The sequence below is a fragment of the Duodenibacillus massiliensis genome (assembly GCF_928721995.1).
In the GTDB taxonomy this organism is placed as follows: domain Bacteria; phylum Pseudomonadota; class Gammaproteobacteria; order Burkholderiales; family Burkholderiaceae_F; genus Duodenibacillus; species Duodenibacillus massiliensis.
On record NZ_OV788642.1, the window covers coordinates 202677 to 221681 of the forward strand.

Below are 19005 nucleotides of genomic sequence, written 5' to 3' on the forward strand. Positions count from 1 at the left end.
TCCGCACTCCGTTTTTTGTATTTTTGCTGCAATGAAAAAGGGCGCGAAATGTTGGTCGGTTCGTGAAAAGCTTCGCGTACAATCCGCGCTCTCTTGTATTTCCTTCCGTATCGTATCAATGAACTACCAATCTTTAGCCAAGCTGGAAAAGAAACTCGCCGGCTACCCGCAGAAAGCGCGTGATTTTCTCTTTGCGGTCGTATCGGATCCGTGGCAGGTGAAGCGTGACAATCTTCGGCAGTTGGCTCGGTCGTTCGGAATGACGTTGTTGCAGGGGCAGGATATTCTCGTTAAGTTGCATGCCGACGGTTTCATCACGGAAGGTTCCGTTGAGATTGCGTCGGAGTACTGCGGCAGTTGGCGTCTGAAAATCGCGCCCGAAGCGATGTTTGCCGCCCTCAAGGCCATGCGGCCCTCGGATGTGACGACGTGCCGCTGTAAACAACACCCCGTCTGAAGACGGGGGCTTTATTGTAACCGCATCACACGGCCCAACATAAGGCTGGTTTACATCAGCCCCTGTGCTGACAGCTGTCGGCACAGACCCTGCAGGTTGCGGCTCGCATTCAAGTCGCTGTGCGCAAGGTGACCACATTGGCTGCATCGGAACCCGTGCTTATGGCGTTTGCCAGGTGCCCCGCACTGTGAGCATGTCTGGCTTGTATAGCGCGGATCCAGGAAAACACACCGGATTCCAGCGGCTGCCGCTTTGTAAACAATCATCTCCTGCAACTCACGGAAAGACCAGCGGTGCAGTCGGCTTCTGATGCGTTTCCCGGCCTTGATGTGATCCCGGATATGCGTCAGGTCTTCCAGGGCGATTAACTTGATACCCCGCTTTACGGCTTCCTGCACAATCTCTTTGCTTACAACGTTATTGACATGCGTCACATGGCGTCTTTCTCGGCCTGAGGCTTTTTTCAGGTGCTGTCTGGCACTCTGAGAGCCGTTGCGCTGAAGACGCTTTCTCTGACTCATATATCGGTCTCTTTTATCCTTTAATGCTCCTGCTTTCCAAATACGGCCCGTGCTGACGGCCGCAATATTGTTCTCGCCGACATCAATACCCATGATCTCGTCGGCTTTCAGATTCTTTAAATGCTCTTCGCCCGAACAACCTTGGGACTCCACTGCGATGTGAAGCTCCCAAAACGCTTCTTTCCGGCCTCTCCGGGGATGCAGAACAAGGTTGCACTCCTTACGCTTTCCCGAAGCCAGCAACTCTTTTTGAAAAGGGCCGGGGCACAGACGTGCCCGAATCCGACCGCTGATGGTTGAAATTGAAACAGTGCCGTCAGGGAAAAATGTCAGCGTGTTCTTGTCGACGTGAACCGAGGGGTGCCTGAACACCAGCGTCTTGAGCTTCTTGTCCTCACTTTTGAGCTGTGCCGGATGATTGGCAAGCTCCGTCTTGTAGGCTGCCGACACCGAGCGGATGACGTTACAGGCATACTGGCTGCCGAGATCCGGAAATTTTGCCTTGATCTTGTCATAAACTGCGTGATGCAGTGTGAAACGCTGCCAAAGCCTCTTCGTGCGGTCCGCCGCTACTGTCGGAACTACAAAGTTACACACCTGCGCATAGAGTCTCTGCGTCGCTGCGAGCTTTTCGTGTGCTGCCGGATCGAGTAGTTCCAGCCGAACGCAGGCTGTGCGGACACACTTGCCGCTCCCCTCAACGCGTCTAACGCCGTCCGCGGATGTGTTCAGTCCTTTCGATGTAGCTTTTGATCGTTTCTGCACTGACACTGCCTGCAGTTCCGACGTAGTAAGAAGGCGACCAAAGATGGCCTGCCCAAAGTTCATTTTTGAGTTCCGGATGCCGCATCAGCAGCATCCTTGCACTGGCACCCTTCAATACTCTCACCGCGTCGGCAATGCTGACGGACGGCGGAAAACTGACAAACAGGTGCAGGTGATCCGGCTGAATCTCCAAAGAAAGTATCTCATACTTTCTTTCAGCGCATATGCTTTCAAGCAACTCACGCAGAGACTGCGCAACACCACCCCTGAGAACGGATTTCCTGTGCTGGGGGCACCATACCATATGGTAAGCTGTCTGATAGACGCAGTTTCTGCTGTGAACGATGTTTAGCATAGTGCGTATGGTACCAATTTTTTAAAATAAAAACAGCCGCGATTCCTCCTGCGGCTCAAGCCGCAGGTTTCCTCGCGGAAATTCTATGAAGATGACGTCCCAGCATTTCTATCTCATGCAGGCCGTGGTGAGTCTCTTGGCGGGCGACGCTGAGGCGGCGATGAAAGCGGCTAAAAAATCACTCCTGTCCCGCAATCATAACGCTTGAACGATGCCGGTAAACCCGTCTTCATGGTTGACCCGTAGCCAACTGCTGCAGCAGATGTTGAACCATCTCGCTGCACGTCGATTCGAATTTTTCATTGATCGCTATTCGAAGTTCGCGCTTTGCCCAATCCTGCTCAATCGCGACAGCCTTGATGTCGCCCTCAGGCACGGCTTGCGCAAAGGCCTCGTTGCTCACGACGGCAATGCCGGCGCCTCTTTTGACCAATGAAAGCAGTATCGGCTGATTGTCGACTTGAAGCCTTAGTTCCAGAGGATGGCCGAGAGCCTTTGCATGTTTGAATACGAATCTCTGCATAGCGCTGTTTTCCGTTAACCCAAGAAAGTCGTACTTGAGGCAATCCTTGAAGTCGACGCTGTCATGCCTGGCAAGAGGATGATCCTTTCGACACGCAATGACGAGCCGGTCGTTTCGGTAAGGGAGAAATGAGAGGCCGCTGTATTTTCCGGGATATGCGGAAATGCCGATGTCCGCCTTGCCGAGCGCGACGAGTTCGACAACTTCGGAAGAGGATCTCTGCTCTAAGCTGATGCGGGCTCCCGGCTCTTTAGCAAGGAAGGCGGCAATGTCCTTCGGCAGGAAATCAATGCTGGCGCCGTAGTTCGCCGCGATGCGGATGAAGCCGGCCTTTTGCGACAGATAAGGCTGCAGAGACTGCTGCATTTCTCCCATCAGAGAAATCGCTCTTTTTGCATAGCCATCGACAATTTCACCCGCCTTGGTCAATTCGACGCCTCGAGCCTGGCGGTTGAGCAGCGGCAGACCAAGCGCATCCTCCAGATTCTTGATGCGCACCGAAGCCGATGACGGAGCCAGATGAACCTTTGCAGCTCCCTTCGTCAGATTATGTTCATCCGCAACGGCAGAGAAAACCATCAGATCGGTAAAGCTGAAGTGAAGCATATCGTTCGTATTTTCCTAACGCTGTATTAAAAAATGCCCAATGCAAGTCATTGTAAGCAAACGTTATGATTCGTGCTCATGACTTGGACAAGTCAAAGAACAATTTGAAACTCAGACCAAAAAATGGAGAACCGTCATGTTGTTTCAAAGAAAAATGCTGACTATGGCTATGGCAGGCACGCTTGCGGCGTGTGTGGGCCTGAATGCCAATGCGGCTGACAATTCGTTTCCCTCAAACGTTGTTTCGGCCTATTCTCAGGGCAGCCATGCCGATCATCTTGCCGGACAGCACGGCAAGCTCGGGCTTGACTGCACCTCGTGCCATCCGACCGGCAAGGTGAGCGACGGAGAGGCGGAAATCAATGCCAACTGCACGAAGTGTCATGGCGATCTGACCGCAGTGGCCGCCAAAACTGAAAAGGCCGGAGAACCCAATCCGCACAAGAGCCATCTCGGCACGATTCAGTGCACCGCCTGTCATTCAGGTCACGAAGCCAGTGTTGCCTACTGCACGAACTGCCACGATTTTCCGGCAATGAAGAAGAACTTCAACAAGACAGCCGTGAATCCGTCGCAGGTCGAAGATCTCAAGAAATATGCCGACGCCATGCCTGCTTACACTGAAGAAACCGATCTTCTCATCGTCGGTTCCGGTGCGGCGGGCTTCGTTGCGGCAATGACTGCTCAGGAAGCCGGCGTCAAGAACATTGTGATGCTCGAAAAAATGGCTATTCCGGGCGGCAACAGCCAGCTTGCAGCCGGCGGCATGAATGCCGCAGGCACCGAATTCCAAAAGGCTCAGGGCATCAAGGACACGCCCGAGATGATGTTCGCCGACACGATGAAGGGCGGCAAGCAGGCAAGCAATCCCGAGCTCGTCAAGATTCTTGCCGAAGAATCGAACGCCTCTATTGAATGGCTGAAGGCCCGCGGCGCGGTTCTTTCTCATGTGGGCCGCGGCGGCGGTGCATCTGCAGCCCGCATGCATGGTCCTGCCGGCGGCACCTTTGTAGGCCCGTACCTGTCGGATTTCTTCCGCAATCAAGTAAAGGCCAACAACATTGATCTTCGCCTCAATTCGAAGATGGTCAAGCTCTTTACCGACGACCAGGGCAACGTCACCGGCGTGCTCGTCAAGGGCAAGCATTCCGGCCTCTACCGCATCAATGCCAAGGCCGTGGTTCTTGCCACGGGCGGCATCGGCGCCAATATGAATCTTGTTCAGAGCCTTCGTCCCGAGATCAGTTCCGATGTCAAGACGTCGAATCAGCCCGGCAGTCAGGGCGACGGCATGATTCTGGCTCAGTCTGTGGGTGCCGACGTGGTCGATGCGAAGGAAATTCAGCTCAATCCCACGCTTCTGGTCGGCTCTCCCGTCATCATTTCGGAAACTGTTCGAGGCGCTGGTGCCGTCTTCGTCAACCGTGAAGGCAAGCGCTTCATCAGCGAACTGACGACGCGCGACGTGACGAGTGCGGCCGTCAGCAAGCAGACCGGCGGCACGGCCTTCGAAATCTTCGACCAGAAGGTCCGGGACAAGGTCAAGCAGACGGATGCGGCGTTCGAACTCGGTCTTGCCAAGGAAGGCAATACGCTCGCCGAGCTTGCCAAGAATGCCGGCATTGATCCTGCCAACCTGGAAGCAACCATCAAGCAGTACAACGAGTACGCGCAGGCCGGCAAGGATCCCGACTTCAATCGTCCGGGCATCTCGGCCAAGGTGGACACTCCCAAGTACTATGCCATCGAAATCACGCCGGCCATTCACTACTACATGGGCGGACTGAGGATCAACGGCCGCACGGAAGTCATCAACACTAAGGGCAATGTCATTGGCGGTCTCTACGCTGCGGGTGAGGTCACCGGCGGTGTCCATGGTAAAAACCGACTCGGCGGCAATTCGATTTCCGAAACGATCACTTTCGGCAGAATTGCCGGCAAGGAAGCTGCAGAGAAGATTCTGAAATAATCCTGTCGGTTCACAGCACCTATTCGTCCCGTTGAATGGTGCTGAGCAAGCCCGTCCTGATGCAACATGCAGGGCGGGCTTTTGCGCTTTGCGGGAATGGACCTAACACACCACACCGGTCATCAGCGCTTAGAGAAACCGGTTCTTTCGGCTTCTCGACGCCGTGAAAGGTGTAGTTCGATGGATCATGAGGAATACCTGAACGGCTTTTGAAGTTACGCAAAGTTATAACAACTTGCGTAACTTCCAAAAATCCCTGCATCAAACAAACTTTCAGCCATTTCAACGTAAGGAATGTTTCGTTGAGCCGGCCCTCAGCCGGCCGCCTCCTCCCAATCCATCCACTCGTCAAGGAGTTCGGCCGTAATCCGCTGTCCCTTGTAGCCCGGCCATCGACAGCCGAGGTACTCGGCAATGCGCGCCTTCCATTCGTCATCATAGAAGCGCTCGTTGAGAAGCATGAGCGCCTCCAAATAGATCACGCGAGCCACGAACGTCTTGTCGGGCTCGATCACTTGACATTCACCGCATTCGCCTTCTGATGAACGAACGCCTGGATCCGAAGCTCACCGACGAGGAGCGCGAGGACATCGACGATGAGATCGACTTCATCTTCCATAGGGCTGGGCTTCTTCGCAAAGGGGAATTTTGCGTGGTTTTGTCGGCCGTTGTATCCGCCTTCCTTGTCGCTCTATGCGTGTTTGAGCAGACGACGGGCATGAGCGCCGATATTCTCAACAGCACGCTTCTGCTGGCTTTGGTCGGGTTGATCGTGCTCTCGACGGTCTTCCTGAGCCTGGAAATCCGACTTTCCCTGAAGGCCATCAAGGTGGTCGTCTCGAAGCTTCCGCCGGTTGCCGCAGCTTTCGACGATGCGGCTGCAGTGCGCGCCTCTCAGGCTGTTGAGGCTCGCCATCAGTCTCATGTGCTTAACGCGGCTCGACATGCGGCTGAAGCGGCGCCGCACGAAGTCAGGAAGGTCGAGGACAACGCTAAGTAAGTCCTTGGGCACAGGCCTGAAAATGCAAATTCCCGATGACTTGAGCCGTCGGGCAAACGAATGCCCGGAAAACTTAATGGCTTTCCGGGCTGGTTGATGCAGATTGTCGATTGAGGCCCGTCTTGCGGCGGGCTTTAATCAGCTGTCATGCGGTTATTTGACGATGCGGACGAGGTCGAAGCCGCCCTTCTTCTGGCCATCGATTTCGCCGAAGAGCCAGAGGTCGGTGTTGACGCCTTCGAAGCCGTACTTGGCGGCTTCGTCAGACGGGAAGGTGAGGACCAGGTCCTTCACGCCGTCGCCGTTGACGTCCTTGAGAGCCATCTTCGTCGCCTTGGCGCGCTTCAGGTTCACGTCGACGTTCGGGTCAGGATAGGTGATGCCGAAGACGAAGCTTTCCTTCTTGGCCTTGGAGAGATCGAGGCCCTTTTCGCCGAAGACGACCACGTCAACCATGTCCTTCTTGGAGAGGGAGAGCGTGTCGGCGAGAATTTCGATCTTGAGCGGCTTCATGTTCTGGAAGGCGTCTTCAAGAAGCGCGATCGAGACGTTGTAGGCTTCGGCCGCAGCGTGCAGATCACCAACGGGCGGTTTGTCGCCACCATTATGACGGGCCTGCTGCCCGTCGCCGATATGGTCTCCCGGATTCAGCTTTTGGCCCCCTTTGAGCAGGTGTTGGAGCAGACACACAAACCGAAAGACCGCAGTCTGTATTCCGCCGGAGCTATGTTTCGGCAGCGTGTTTTCGCGCATATCTGCGGATTTGAGGATTTGGCCGACCACGACGTCATCACAGAGGACGAAGGCTTTCTTTCCGCACTCGGGGTTAATGATGCTGCAGGCAGCTCAACCCTCTGCAGATTTGAAAACTCAATAACCCGACACGATCTTGATCGCCTCAACTGCTGTTTTTTGGACGCACTGCTTCGGGCCAACCGAAAGCATCGCATCTTTCCCAGGGCCGGGGCCAGGAAGACTCCGGTACTGATCATTGATGTCGACTCCACGCATGTTGATCTTTACGGTAATCAGGAAGGAAAGTCTTACAACGCCCATTACCAGTGCAATTGCCTTGCTCCTGTTGTGTGCTTTCTCAACGGCTGGCCGCTGGCGGTGTTCAATGCCGGCGGTACAACAGATGCGCGCCGAGAGTTTGAGCACCATGTTGAACGTCTGTTTATGAGACTTACGGCTGCTTTTCCCAATCACAAGTTTCTGCTCAGAGCTGACAGCGGCTTTAACTCCAACAAGATCATCGACACGTGTAATGAGTACAAAGTCGGTTATGTCATTGGGTTTTCGCCGAATCCGAAAACCCAAAAAATGGTAAAAGAAAACGGTCTGAAGAATCTCCGCCGCAAGATGGTGAAACAACTTCGGCGAAATGCCGAAATTGGTTTATGAAACAGTGGATTACGAGCCAAAGATAACAAAAAACCTCACAAGATCAATATCTTGCGAGGTTTAATCAATGGCGGAAGGGGAGGGATTCGAACCCTCGGTGCCCTATTGGACACGCCGCCTTTCCAGGGCGGTACATTCAACCACTCTGCCACCCTTCCGCGAAGCACTTCACCGCTTTCTCTGAGTTCCGGGACCGTGGTTTACAGCCCGAAACAACCCGCATGGGTCCGGCGAAGAATGCGCATTATATACAGAACTTTCCCGGTTGTGTTGCTTCAAACGCACTGTTTCTGCGAGTTCACGGCTAGTGTTCTGTAGTAAAAGGCAAAAAAATCAGCCGGCCACCAGCGAGTACAGCAGCCACAGGGCGCAGAGCCAGAAAGCGATGCCTGAAATTCTGTTGATCCAGATGCAGTTTTTCTGAGTCATAAAGCGCTCTGCGGCTTTGTGCCCCATCCAGCCGTAACACGAATGAATGATCCAGACAAGCAGTGTGTAGGAAAGCGACAGAAACACGAACTGCGGCCAGTAGGGTTTGTCGGCGTCAATGCACTGCGGAAAAAGCGACAGATAAAAAATGATGAGCTGCGGGTTGGAGAGCTGCAGGACAATACCTTCTCCGAAAAGCCGCAGCGGACCGGCCTCGGGCGCGCCCTGTTCTTTTCGGCCGGTGTAATTGACAACCCTGAGGAAATTCGGATTTGCATTAAAGCGCTTCCAGCCCAGGTAGAGCATAAAGACCATCCCCGCGAGCTTAATGACATTGTAGGCCGTAGGCGAAGCCGCAAGGATGACGCCCAAGCCCGTCGCTGACAGGGCGGCAATCATCAGTGTGCCGAGCGCTACGCCGATAATGCCCGGCGTGGCACGGGGCACCCCGAGGCGAATGCTGTTTGTAAGCGACATTAAAACGCCGGGCCCCGGAGTGAGCACCGTCGGAACGGCAATTCCCAGAAAGAGAAGATAAAGCGTCGGGTTGACCATACAACAACGTCCTGCGGTCAGTTAAGTCGGGGGTTTCTCACACGAATGATGCCGGCCGTAAGCCCTGCGGCAAACACAACGGCAATGCCGATAAAGGTCACGGTATCGGGTTTTTCGCCGAAAACGAGCGCTCCTAAAATCAGCGCAAAGACAATGCCTGAAAACTGAAAAACGGTGTTTACAAGGGGCTGCCCCTTTTGCCAGGCACGTGTGAGCGTGAGCTGAGCGGCAGTCCCGGCAACGCCGACCATAAGCAGCGGCACGATACTTTCCGCCGAATGACTGTGAAAGCCTTCGGGGGTAAAGAGCGTGATGACGGCACCGAAAACAGTGCCCGTGAGCGTGAAGTAAAAGACTATGCGCTCGTTGGGTTCCTTATGCAGCGACAAATCGCGGATACCCCAGTCGCCGCCCGCACCCGTCATGCCGGCGCAAAGCCCGAGAATTACGGCCATAAATTCAACCGAGGAAAAGTCCGGACGCAGGATGAGGACAGCCCCGACGAAACCAACGGCCACGGCGGCAAGAAGCGGCCAGTCCATGGCCTTACCTGCGCGGCGCGCTGCGATCACGATGAAAAGCGAGAAGAAAAGCGGACTTGTATACGCAAGCGTCTGCGCGGTTCCGAGCGGCAGAACCCCCAGTACGTAGACACCCAGGGAAATACTGAGCGTTCCCACCAGGCACCGGGCAATGTGGTGACTCACAAAGTGCGGTCTGAAGCTGATGTGTCTTGCGGCCATCTGCGCACCGACAAAAAGAACGCCGAGCACCGAGCGGTAAAAAATGATCTCCATTACGCCGTAATAGGCCGTGGAGAGCTTCGCAAAAAGCGCCATCAGCGCAAACAGAAAGGCTGAAACCAGCATCCAGCATGACTCTCTGACTGACATACGGACACCACTCCTTCTGTTTGCCTTTAACGTCCCGATGTTCTGATTTTGTCGCCTTAACCGGCGGTTGGAAAGCTGCTGCAACAATCTCAGGCTGTCTCCGCCGGTTTTGCCGGAAAGATCTGACGTGCCGTTTTTTCTCTTCCTGCTTTGTCTTGTTAGTATTCTAAGTGCTTTTGTGTAGCTTCAGTTCCCTGGGAGAGAACATGCCGACAAATGACGAATTTAAGGTATACCGTGAGGCACTTGCTGCAGAACTTCAGCCCGCGATGGGCTGCACGGAGCCGATTGCGCTAGCTTATGCCGCAGCCGAAGTCGGCAAGCGCCTCGGCGGCTACCCGGAAGCTATCGATGTGGAGGTCTCCCGCAACATCGTTAAAAACGTCAAAAGCGTCATTGTGCCCAATACCGGAGGGCTCTCGGGCATTGAAGCGGCGGTCGCAGCGGGGCTCGTTTGCCGCCGTCCTGAAGCAAGACTTCAGGTGTTGGCGGACGTGAGCAACACGGAACGCGCTGAAATCCGCGAACGTGCCAAATTACCTATGACAGTACGGCAGTCCCATGAGCCGGACGTCTTTTTCATCAAGGTGACGGGGAGCCTCGGCGGGAAAACCGCGGCAGTGACAATACGCACATACCACACCAACATCACCCGGATCGAAGAAAACGGCGTGACGATACTTTCAAAAGACGATGTCTGCGCTGACGCTCAAGCTGACGGCGAAGCTTGGTCAATTCCGGAACTTATCAAAGCGGCACGCGTCATGCCGCTTATGGAAGCCGAGACGCTCCTCATTCGGCAGATCGACTGCAACAGCGCCATTGCCGCAGAAGGCCTTAAAGACAATTGGGGCGCCACGATCGGAAAGATTCTTCTAGCGAGAAACCCCGAAGATCCGGCCACGCAGGCCCGCGCCTGGGCAGCCGCTGGGTCTGACGCCCGCATGAACGGCTGCGAACTGCCGGTCATCATTGTCTCCGGCAGCGGCAACCAGGGCATTACCGCAAGCGTCCCGGTTCTGATTTTTGCCCGGGCACTTAAAATAGACCGGGAAACGACACTGAGGGCCGTGCTTTTAAGCGATCTTGTGACAATTGCTCTTAAACAGGGGATTGGAAAACTGTCGGCCTACTGCGGGGCGGTGAGCGCGGGCTGCGGCAGCGGCGCGGGGATTGGTTTTCTTGAAGGACTCACAGACAATGCAATTTTGGGCGTCATCCGCAACGCCCTTGCGATTACCTCCGGTATTCTCTGCGACGGCGCAAAGTCCTCATGCGCCGCCAAAATCTCAATGGCGGTGGAGGGAGCGCTTTTGGCGCTTGACATGGTGAAAAACCATCAGACCTTTAAAGCCGGCGACGGCATCGTGCAGAGCACAACGGACTCAACGGCCCGTGCCGTGGGCCGCATCGCCAGCCGCGGCATGGTCTCCACCGACCGCGAAATTATCGACGTGATGCTACAGTGTTGAAATAAAAACAGCCGGATTTGCGGCCCCGGCTGTTTTTATTGGACGACAGCAAATCAAAGCGCTTTGACGCGTTCGACCTGCTTGCCGGGATCAACGACAATCGCCTTCATGCCGCGGGCTTGGATCGCCTTTTGACCGCGCTCGGTGCAGATCACCGTTGCGCCCTTGGCAACGACCTTGCCGTCCCAGAGGACCTTGCGGCCCGCAACAAAGGAGGCCTTGGGCTCCTGGGTCGCGTAGTCATAAACCGTCATATCGGCGTCTGCGCCGACCGAGAGGTGTCCCTTATTTTTAAGCCGCAGCATCCGGGCCGGATTAAGCGACGTTTTCTGGGCAAATTCCGTGAGTGTGAGCACATCAAGCTTCACAAGGGACAGCCCCTGCGAGAGGATGACGTTGCGCGGAATGCAGCCGCCGTCCGTGGAAATCGCGTCCACAACAAAACTGCCGTCATCGCGCTTGACTTCGGCAAGCATGATTCTCGGAATCGGGGGATTGACGTTGAAACTGCCGCCCACGTCGGTCCCGGCGGCTTCCCAGCGCTTTAAGGCTTCCTCACCGGTCATCAGATCGGAATAGCCGCCCGCGTCATAGACCACAAAGGCTTTGCCGGCCAAAAGGGCTTTTCTAACGCCGTCAGCGTCCTCGGTAAAGCCGAAGCGCCGCAGACAGTTTCCCGTCACTTTGGACTGGATTTTTCCGTCCGGGAAGCAGGTAAGACGCGTCCCGTTTTTGGGCGAAATGTAGCTTTCACAGAAGATGTTCGGGTTTTTCTTCAGCAGATCAATCGCCTGCAGCGTCTCTTCAAGTTCCGGGCGGATTGCACCCCGGCAGTAGGCGTTGATGTGCGCAAGGTGCAGGGGGTAGCCGTCTGCCATTTCCACGGCTTCCTTCATGCCTTCGATGTTGGAGCCGTGTTCGCTCGTGCCCGCATGCCAGGCCACATAGGCGCGGCGCTCCAGCGCGGTCTTAATGAGAAGCGAGGAAACCTCCGGTTTAAGCGGATAGTGTCCGCCCAAAAGCTTGACGCCGAGAGCGCCGTCGTCAAGGCTCTTGTCAATGAGTTCCACCATCTCGGTCTTTGTCGGATGGTCATTTTTAAAAGTAAAGGGCGGAGACGCAAACTGCAGAATCGCCATGTTGATCCCGGCGCCGTACTCGGGAACGTTGTTGAGGATGTCGTCCAGGGGACCTGCCATATCAAGGCACGTCGTCACCCCCTTCATCGCGAGCATCCGCGGACCGTAGGGAGAACCCCACATGGAGCCCAAATGAACGTGACTATCGATGATGCCCGGCTGTAGCACGAGTCCCGTGAGGTCAACGGTTTCTTTTGCTTCCCCGGTGAGTTCTCTGCCAACGGCAGCGATTTTGCCGTCAGTGACCGCCACGTCGGCGATGCCGTTCACGTGATTCAACGGATCCACGACATGTGCGTTACGCAGCAACAGATCGTACATGGTTTTCTCCTCAAACTTCGAACTGACTCAGACGATACTCCTCTCGAAGGAGACAGTGTCGCTTTGTTACGCCATCGGCTCCCGGAGGCCCGTTTCTCTGAGAGCCGATTTTCTTTTGCGCATCGAAATCATCCAGAGCGCGAGCACCAAAACAGCCGAAAAGGACATCACGGCGCTGTACTTCCAGGCGCTTCCCATCACCAGAGGCACCCACAGGGCGGTACTCACTGAAAAGCCCGCCGTCACAAAAAACTGCTGAATGGACGCCGCCATCCCGCGGTTGTCCGGAAAGTAGTCGAGGTTCATGGCCATCATCACCGGCCGGCAAAGCGCCATGCCAAACTGATAGAGCATGGGGCCGATCAAAATCAACGGAAACCCCCAGCCCAAACTGTAGTCGGCAAGGGTTGATGCCGCACCTGCCGCAATCATGAAGCCGATCGTTGCGTAAAGCATCCGCACGGGACCGAAGGCCTGCGCCCAGCGCGCGGCATACCAAGAGCCCACCAGTGACGTTCCGATCAATGGGAAGGTGAGATACGCAAAGTCGTCCACCCCGAGATGCATGATGCGGATCACAAAGTCAGCGGCGCCGGCCGAGTAGAGGATCCCGCCCATAAAGCAGCAACCGTGTGCGGCAACACCTGCCATAAACGCGGTGTTTGTGAAACCTCTGCGGTAGTCCGTCAGAAGCTGCATAAAGCCGAATGCCCTGCGCTTAGCCGCCGGGAGCGTCTCCGGGATAAAAAGAGCAGTAAAAAGCGCGATGAGCCCGGCGTAGACAATGAGAAACACAAAGACTGCGTGCCAGGAAAACCGCACAATGAGTGCGCCGCCCACAACGGGAGCGAGTGCCGGCGACACGGCAAAAAACATGGCAATCAAAGCATTCATGTGGGCCGCACCGAGTCCGGCCCAGCGGTCACGGACAACGGCCTGCGTCACCACCTGACCGGCAGCGGCGGTCAAACCCTGCACAAAGCGCCAAAAGTAAAAGACTTCGATGGTGGTCGCAAGAGCTGCTCCGAGGCTTGCCGCCATAAAAAGCAGCATCCCGGCGATGATCACGGGCTTGCGGCCGAGGCTGTCGGAAACCGCCCCCACAAAAAGGCTGGCCACGGCATAGGTTGCAAGGTAGACGGTGAGCGAGAGCTGCACGGCGATGAAGGAAACACCCATGTCGGCGGCCATTGCGTGAAACCCGGGGACGTTGGCGTTTACGGCAAAAGGCCCGAGACTTGAAATAAAGCCCAGAAGCGCGGCGTCGGCGATCGTCGGCGCTTTCTCCCGCGAAGAGGAGGGGGTCGTGTTTTTCTCTCTCAAAGCCATAGCGGAATTAAAGCGGTTTTGCAGCACCTTAGGGGTTTATCCTCATAGGTATGCTACAATAAGGGGATGCTGAAATGAATTGAATATATTGGGAAAGTTTGCCTATGCAGGGATTTTTTTTACAAGTTGTTTACCTCATGGTCCTGTTGCTCATCAGCGCCTTTTTCTCCTTTGCCGAAATCGCTCTCGCAGCCTCAAGCCGTACAAGGCTTCAGATCGCTTCCGAGAAAGGAGACAAGCGTGCAGACCTTGTGATGCGTCTGCAGGACAAACCCGGTCCTTTCTTTGCGGTGATTCAGATCGGGCTTAACGCTGTTGCCATTTTAGGCGGCGTTGTGGGTGACACGGTTTTTTCGCCTTTCTTTGAGATGCTGCTTGTGAGGATTATGCCCGCGCATGCGGCGTCGACAACGGCCTTTGTGCTCTCGTTTCTCATCGTGACAATGGCCTTTGTGGTGCTTGCTGACCTTTTGCCCAAACGCCTCACCTTTAATAATCCCGAGCGAAGTGCCATGGCCGCGGCCCCCGTGATGGCACTTTTAATCAAGCTTCTTGCGCCCATGGTTGTGATCCTTGACTGGATCAGCGCGCAGCTTGTGAAGATGATGGGCGGAAGCCCTGAGCGAAACAACAAGATCACGCCGGACGATATTTTGGCCTCAGTCTCCGCGGGCGCTGCGGCGGGCGTGGTGGCCCCCGCGGAACTCTCCGTCATTGAAAACGTCTTTGACCTCGAGCACCGCACGATTACGACCGCGATGACGCCCCGAGAGAGCGTGGATCACTTCTTCACGGACGACACCGAGGAAACGATCCGCCGGCGTCTCTCCAAAAACCCGCACAGCCGGTACCTGGTCTGTGACGGGGACATCGACCATGTCGCAGGGTGCATTACCAGTAAAGAGATTTTGAGAAGGCTTCTTGACAACAAGCCCATTTCCTTGAAGGAAGAGGGGATTATTCAGCCGGTGCAGTTTGTGCCCGATACGCTGAGCCTTGCGGAAATCCTCGAAGTCTTTCAGCGCTCGAGAACGGACTTTGCGGTGATTCTGAACGAATACGCGATTGTCGTGGGCGTTGTGACGCTTAACGACGTGATGAGCACGGTGATGGGTGATATGGTTTTAACGCCTGAGGAGTCGCAGATCGTCAAGCGTGACGATGAAAGCTGGCTCGTGGACGGCTCCACCCCCACGATTGATCTTGCGTGGGCGCTTGACATCGACATTCCCACGGCGGACAAACCCTACGAAACCGCAGCGGGCTTCATCATGTATCAGCTCAGAAAAATCCCGAAGCGCACGGACTTTATTAATTTCCGCGGCTACCGCTTTGAGGTTCTGGACGTCGACAGCAACCGCATCGACCAGATTCTCGTGACACGCATTAAAAAGGCGCCCGTTAAGAGCGCCGTCTAAGCCGACTTTATTTTTGGGAGAACTCCAGGTGAAAAACTTTCTGAAGGAATTTCAGGCCTTTATTTCCAAGGGTAACGTCATGGATCTTGCGGTCGCCGTCATTATCGGCGCTGCGTTTTCCGCGATCGTAAACAGCCTGGTCAAGGACGTTGTGAACCCCATTTTGGGTTTTGTGGCGGGTAAACCCGACTTCACCAATCTCTTTCTCGTCTTAAAGGATGCCCCGAACTACACGGGCCCTCAGACCTATGAAGCGCTCACCAAGGCCGGTGCAACGGTTCTGGGCTACGGCGCGTTTCTCACAGCCGTCGTGCAGTTTCTGCTCCTTGCGTTTGTGATCTTCTGGCTCGTGCGCGTTGTGACCACCGTCCGTAAGCACATCGAAGCACAGGCCGCCCGTCTCTTGGAAGACAAGAAAGCCCAGGAAGCCGCCAAGCCCGCGGCTCCCGCACCCACGCCCGAAGACGTGGCGCTGCTGCGGGAAATCCGAGACCTTTTAAAAGCGCAGCAGAATCAAAACAAATAACTACACGACCGGAAAACTTCCGGCCGGCGCAAACCCGATCGTCATTTCGCAGGGTTTGCAGTGAAAGCGGGCTATGAGCCTGTGACCCTTACTGTCGGTAAGATAGAGGGGTTCAGGTTTCAGATGCCCGCCGTTTCTTTCCTTAAAGCGGGCCTTGGCTTCTTCATCACCCTTTAAAAGCCGCGGGCATAAGCCGAGCGCCATACGGATGCAGTGACGGGTGTGCATCAGGTTTTCGGCGTCCTTTAAAACCGCAGGATCCGTTTCGGCCGCAGAGGCAATCGCAATGACGCCCTGCTTTCGCCAGAAGGTTTCGGCAAAGCTGTTGGCGGCATTGGCGGTAAAGTCAAGCGCCGCGTCCTTAAATGACGCATTGTCAAGGGGCTCATGCCTCAATTGTGGTTTGGGGTGCGAGGCCGCAACCGCATCCTGCAGTTTGGTGAGTGCCTCACGCCTGAGGTTATTCAAAGCTGAGACCGGCACAAAAGGCAGATGGCTGCCCGCGGGCGCCTCAATCTGAACATCCGCTGCATCAAAAAGCGTTCCGCCGGTCTTTTTAAGGGCATTGATGATCCCTGTGCGGGCCCGTTCCTGATCGCGCGCCGCCTGACAGTCAAAGGGCATCCGGGCTTCACCAGCCGCACCGCAGGCCTGTGCCGTTACCCGCAGTTCTTTGTCAGTAAAGGCAAAAGTAAGCGTGGCGTCAATCGCGCGGCGGGACGTGTCGCCCGCGAGGGTTTTCGCAAACACACGGTCTTTATTGCGGTTAAGCGTGACGCCGGGCTTTAAGGCCGGGTGTGCAGTGAGCCTGTCACGGATAAACAGCCGCACAGTCCCGTTTTGAAGATCTTCAGCGCGGTTGACCGCAAGGCCCCGGAGTTCCTCATGGTCGTCAAGGTAAACGAGGCCGTCGCCGTTAGCGATCTCAGCTTCGGTTTTGATGTCAACCGTATCGGGGTTGTGATTGAGTCTTACCACGCGGCCGATGCGCTCTCCGGTGCTTTTCGGAGTATCGAGTTCCGCGATCACGCGCCTGCGGCCGTTGACAAAATAATCAGTCTCTCCGCGGTGAAAGGTGCGTGCCGGATCGGGCGTAAAGGTAAAGGTGCAGTGCCCGAGCGAAGCGGCCCGCCAGGCGTCATTCGTGTGCGCGGCAATGAGTTTGTCGAGCTTTTCGCGGTAGTAGGCCGTGATGTTTTTAACGTAAGCCGCGTCTTTGAGCCGCCCCTCGATCTTAAAGCTTGTGACACCCGCCTCAATGAGCTTTTCAAGGTTGGCGCTCTGATCGTTATCCATCAGGCTCAGGACATGTTTGTTTCTCGCGAGAAGCCGGCCCGTGCCATCGTAGACGGTGTAGGGAAGGCGGCATGGTTGCGCGCATTCGCCGCGGTTGGCGGACCTCCCGCACTCGGCGCAGGAAAGGTAGCAGCGCCCGGAATAGGAAACGCAGAGCGCGCCGTGCACGAAAAACTCGATGCGGGCGCGGTCAACGGCCTCACGGCACCGGGCGACTTCAGCCAAGGTGAGCTCGCGCGCCAAGACCATCTGGTTAAACCCGAGGCTGTCGAGAAACCGGGCTTTTTCGGGCGTCCGGATATCGCACTGGGTGGAAGCGTGCAGTTCTACGGGGGGCAGATCCAGTTCCAAGAGCCCCAGATCCTGAATAATGAGCGCATCCACGCCCGCACGGTAAGCGTCCCAGGCAAGCTGCCGGGCTTCTTCAATTTCGTTTTGAAAAAGGACGGTATTAAGCGTCAGGTAGATTCTCGCGTGGTAATTTTTAGCCCAGGCCGCAAACGACTCAATGGAAGCGAGGGAATTTCCCGCCGAAGCGCGGGCCCCGAAGCCGGGACCGCCGATATAAACGGCGTCGGCACCATGATCAATCGCGGCACGGGCCACATCCGTGTCGCGCGCGGGCGCAAGAAGCTCCAGGGGAAAGCGGCGGGCGGCGTCAGCTGGAATCATAGAAATGCCGCGAGGAAACCCGCGTCTTCAGACGCGGGAGGAATCGCGGCCCTCCTTTCTCAGTTCAGTTAAAAACATCTTTCGCTTCTCAAGAAGCGAAAGTTTCTTGTAGGAAATACCGGCAGAAATCTTTGTACCGTCCAGTTGGCTGCTTGGTTTCGCCCGTCGACACCGTCAGTTGAATCACAAAGGGCGTTCGGCGCACAGGCACGGCCTTCCCGGCCCGAAGGAGCTTACGCGCCTTGGGCGGGGAGCACGGCATGAGCGGTTGTCCGCGCATATTCAACACAAAAACTTTCAAAGTGTTCTCCATTGACGGATACCTCACGGGCTCCGTCTGCTCGACCTTGCGGTCGGTGGTGATCCTTCGCCAATGTTGGAAGGGGTTTGTTGTCTGAAGCACCGCTCCTACCTCTCAGAGCTTTTAACCGCAGACCGCAGAGCGCGGGACTAGGATCGACATCCCGCGGTGCCTGTTTGCGTCCCGTCTTGCGACGGAACGGATTCCCAACCAACGGAGTCCGTCCGAAAACGGACTGAGGCTAGTCAACCAAGACTTGTTGCCAAGCCTCTGACTTCAGTCAGGGGTAGTTGACCCTGGGCTGGTTGCTGATGGTCGGCAGTTCCGTCTGAAAGGGTCTCGCGGCGGGCCTCACGCACTTTTCAACCGCAAGGTACTTCGCGAGGTCCTCATCCCCCATGCGGCGTGCGGCGTCCGCAGGCGACTCCCCGCGGTCAGTGCAGAGGTCCCGGAACGCCCCGTTTTTGAGAAGCTCCATCACAACTTTGCGCGAAGGCATGCGCGCTGCCATATAAAGCGGCGTCACCCCCGCACGGGTCTGAACGTTGATGTCCGCGCCCTGAGCAATCAGCATCTGCACGAATTCCAGGCGCCCGGCTGCGGCGGCGTAGTGCAGTGCCGTCCAGCCTGAAGGTTTATTGACCTTTGCGCCGCGCGCTAAAAGCGTGTTGAAGAGCTCTTTGTCGCCCTTAAAGGCCGCAAGCATCAGCGCGTCTTCTCCGAGACGGCTTTGGGTATTGACGTCAATGCCGGGCGCTGCAAGGAGCAGCTTAATCACCGGCTGATTATCCATGCGGATCGCGCGCACGAGGGCCGGATCACCGTCCTCCACAAGCGTATTGGGGCTTACGCCCTGCGCGAGGAGCTCTTTGACAACATCCGCGCGATTTCGTTCTACGGCTCCTGCAAACTCTGCCCAGGTTTCTTCGGGGCCCGCCTTTTTGACAGTGACCGCGGCATTTTCCACAATGCCGAATTCATTCACCTTGGGAGCGGAGGAGCAACCCGCAAGAAACGCGACAGCCGCAATGACCAAAAGTGTCTTTTTCATGGC

Annotated in this window: 20 protein-coding genes and 1 tRNA gene; 8 read left to right on the forward strand and 13 right to left on the reverse strand. The window is 55.9% G+C overall.

Features of this window, described 5'->3' with window-relative positions; all coding sequences use genetic code 11:
- Nucleotides 1-31: 31 nt before the first annotated feature.
- The gene (locus NXF97_RS00895) at nt 32-457 is read left to right on the forward strand and encodes a hypothetical protein (protein WP_274956105.1); all 426 of its coding nucleotides are present in this window, start codon (nt 32-34) and stop codon (nt 455-457) included.
- Between the two features lie 50 nt (nt 458-507).
- Here NXF97_RS00895 and NXF97_RS00900 read toward each other — a convergent pair whose 3' ends face one another.
- Both NXF97_RS00900 and tnpA read right to left on the reverse strand, forming a co-directional pair.
- Nucleotides 508-1575 (reverse strand): RNA-guided endonuclease InsQ/TnpB family protein, encoded by a 1068-nt coding sequence (locus tag NXF97_RS00900; protein ID WP_274956106.1) that lies wholly within the window; start codon nt 1573-1575, stop codon nt 508-510.
- A 109-nt stretch (nt 1576-1684) separates the two neighbouring features.
- Complete coding sequence (gene tnpA, locus NXF97_RS00905) at nt 1685-2098, reverse strand: IS200/IS605 family transposase (RefSeq protein WP_274956107.1); 414 nt, start codon at nt 2096-2098, stop codon at nt 1685-1687.
- Nucleotides 2099-2183: 85 nt separating this feature from the next.
- Between tnpA and NXF97_RS00910 the strand changes: the two genes are divergently transcribed.
- Nucleotides 2184-2306, forward strand: coding sequence for a hypothetical protein (locus tag NXF97_RS00910; RefSeq protein WP_274956108.1), 123 nt, complete (start codon nt 2184-2186; stop codon nt 2304-2306).
- Between the two features lie 21 nt (nt 2307-2327).
- On the opposite strand, the gene NXF97_RS00915 is transcribed toward NXF97_RS00910, so the two are convergent.
- Nucleotides 2328-3227, reverse strand: a complete 900-nt coding sequence (locus NXF97_RS00915; RefSeq protein ID WP_274956109.1) for a LysR family transcriptional regulator — start codon at nt 3225-3227, stop codon at nt 2328-2330.
- A 154-nt stretch (nt 3228-3381) separates the two neighbouring features.
- Between NXF97_RS00915 and NXF97_RS00920 the strand changes: the two genes are divergently transcribed.
- Entirely contained in the window at nt 3382-5196 is a 1815-nt protein-coding gene (locus NXF97_RS00920) for a flavocytochrome c (protein WP_274956110.1), read from the forward strand.
- A 314-nt stretch (nt 5197-5510) separates the two neighbouring features.
- Here NXF97_RS00920 and NXF97_RS00925 read toward each other — a convergent pair whose 3' ends face one another.
- Nucleotides 5511-5687, reverse strand: coding sequence for a hypothetical protein (locus NXF97_RS00925; RefSeq protein WP_274956111.1), 177 nt, complete (start codon nt 5685-5687; stop codon nt 5511-5513).
- Between the two features lie 38 nt (nt 5688-5725).
- On the opposite strand from NXF97_RS00925, the gene NXF97_RS00930 reads away from it, so the two are divergent.
- Nucleotides 5726-6196 (forward strand): DUF2721 domain-containing protein, encoded by a 471-nt coding sequence (locus NXF97_RS00930; protein WP_274956710.1) that lies wholly within the window; start codon nt 5726-5728, stop codon nt 6194-6196.
- Nucleotides 6197-6349: 153 nt separating this feature from the next.
- Here the strand turns inward: NXF97_RS00930 and NXF97_RS00935 are convergent, their stop codons facing one another.
- Nucleotides 6350-6709 carry a hypothetical protein gene (locus NXF97_RS00935; RefSeq protein ID WP_274956112.1) on the reverse strand — a complete coding sequence of 120 codons (360 nt, stop codon included), beginning with the start codon at nt 6707-6709 and terminating at the stop codon, nt 6350-6352.
- A gap of 57 nt (nt 6710-6766) precedes the next feature.
- On the opposite strand from NXF97_RS00935, the gene NXF97_RS00940 reads away from it, so the two are divergent.
- Nucleotides 6767-7600 carry a transposase gene (locus tag NXF97_RS00940; protein ID WP_274956113.1) on the forward strand — a complete coding sequence of 278 codons (834 nt, stop codon included), beginning with the start codon at nt 6767-6769 and terminating at the stop codon, nt 7598-7600.
- A gap of 68 nt (nt 7601-7668) precedes the next feature.
- Here NXF97_RS00940 and NXF97_RS00945 read toward each other — a convergent pair.
- The 3 genes from NXF97_RS00945 to NXF97_RS00955 form a co-directional block, all read right to left on the reverse strand.
- Nucleotides 7669-7758, reverse strand: a tRNA-Ser gene (locus NXF97_RS00945).
- A 175-nt stretch (nt 7759-7933) separates the two neighbouring features.
- Nucleotides 7934-8584, reverse strand: coding sequence for a LysE family translocator (locus tag NXF97_RS00950; RefSeq protein ID WP_274956114.1), 651 nt, complete (start codon nt 8582-8584; stop codon nt 7934-7936).
- A gap of 17 nt (nt 8585-8601) precedes the next feature.
- On the reverse strand, nt 8602-9477 hold the full coding sequence (locus tag NXF97_RS00955) for a DMT family transporter (RefSeq protein ID WP_074009478.1): 876 nt from the start codon (nt 9475-9477) through the stop codon (nt 8602-8604).
- Between the two features lie 206 nt (nt 9478-9683).
- Here NXF97_RS00955 and NXF97_RS00960 point away from each other — a divergent pair, with 206 nt between their 5' ends.
- Nucleotides 9684-10949: a serine dehydratase subunit alpha family protein gene (locus tag NXF97_RS00960; RefSeq protein ID WP_274956115.1), complete on the forward strand. Its 1266-nt coding sequence runs from the start codon at nt 9684-9686 to the stop codon at nt 10947-10949.
- Between the two features lie 53 nt (nt 10950-11002).
- Here the strand turns inward: NXF97_RS00960 and NXF97_RS00965 are convergent, their stop codons facing one another.
- Nucleotides 11003-12409 (reverse strand): amidohydrolase family protein, encoded by a 1407-nt coding sequence (locus NXF97_RS00965; RefSeq protein WP_022373175.1) that lies wholly within the window; start codon nt 12407-12409, stop codon nt 11003-11005.
- Between the two features lie 66 nt (nt 12410-12475).
- On the reverse strand, nt 12476-13765 hold the full coding sequence (locus tag NXF97_RS00970) for a multidrug effflux MFS transporter (protein WP_274956116.1): 1290 nt from the start codon (nt 13763-13765) through the stop codon (nt 12476-12478).
- Between the two features lie 77 nt (nt 13766-13842).
- On the opposite strand from NXF97_RS00970, the gene NXF97_RS00975 reads away from it, so the two are divergent.
- Both NXF97_RS00975 and mscL read left to right on the forward strand, forming a co-directional pair.
- Entirely contained in the window at nt 13843-15156 is a 1314-nt protein-coding gene (locus NXF97_RS00975; protein ID WP_022373173.1) for a hemolysin family protein, read from the forward strand.
- 28 nt (nt 15157-15184) lie between these two features.
- Nucleotides 15185-15682, forward strand: a complete 498-nt coding sequence (mscL, locus tag NXF97_RS00980) for a large conductance mechanosensitive channel protein MscL (RefSeq protein ID WP_022373172.1) — start codon at nt 15185-15187, stop codon at nt 15680-15682.
- On the opposite strand, the gene NXF97_RS00985 is transcribed toward mscL, so the two are convergent.
- The 3 genes from NXF97_RS00985 to NXF97_RS00995 form a co-directional block, all read right to left on the reverse strand.
- Nucleotides 15683-17650, reverse strand: coding sequence for a peptidase U32 family protein (locus NXF97_RS00985; RefSeq protein ID WP_274956117.1), 1968 nt, complete (start codon nt 17648-17650; stop codon nt 15683-15685). It lies immediately after the preceding gene.
- 88 nt (nt 17651-17738) lie between these two features.
- The gene (locus NXF97_RS00990) at nt 17739-17963 is read right to left on the reverse strand and encodes an RRXRR domain-containing protein (protein ID WP_274956711.1); all 225 of its coding nucleotides are present in this window, start codon (nt 17961-17963) and stop codon (nt 17739-17741) included.
- Nucleotides 17964-18231: 268 nt separating this feature from the next.
- Complete coding sequence (locus tag NXF97_RS00995) at nt 18232-19002, reverse strand: ankyrin repeat domain-containing protein (protein ID WP_022372581.1); 771 nt, start codon at nt 19000-19002, stop codon at nt 18232-18234.
- Nucleotides 19003-19005: the final 3 nt, after the last annotated feature.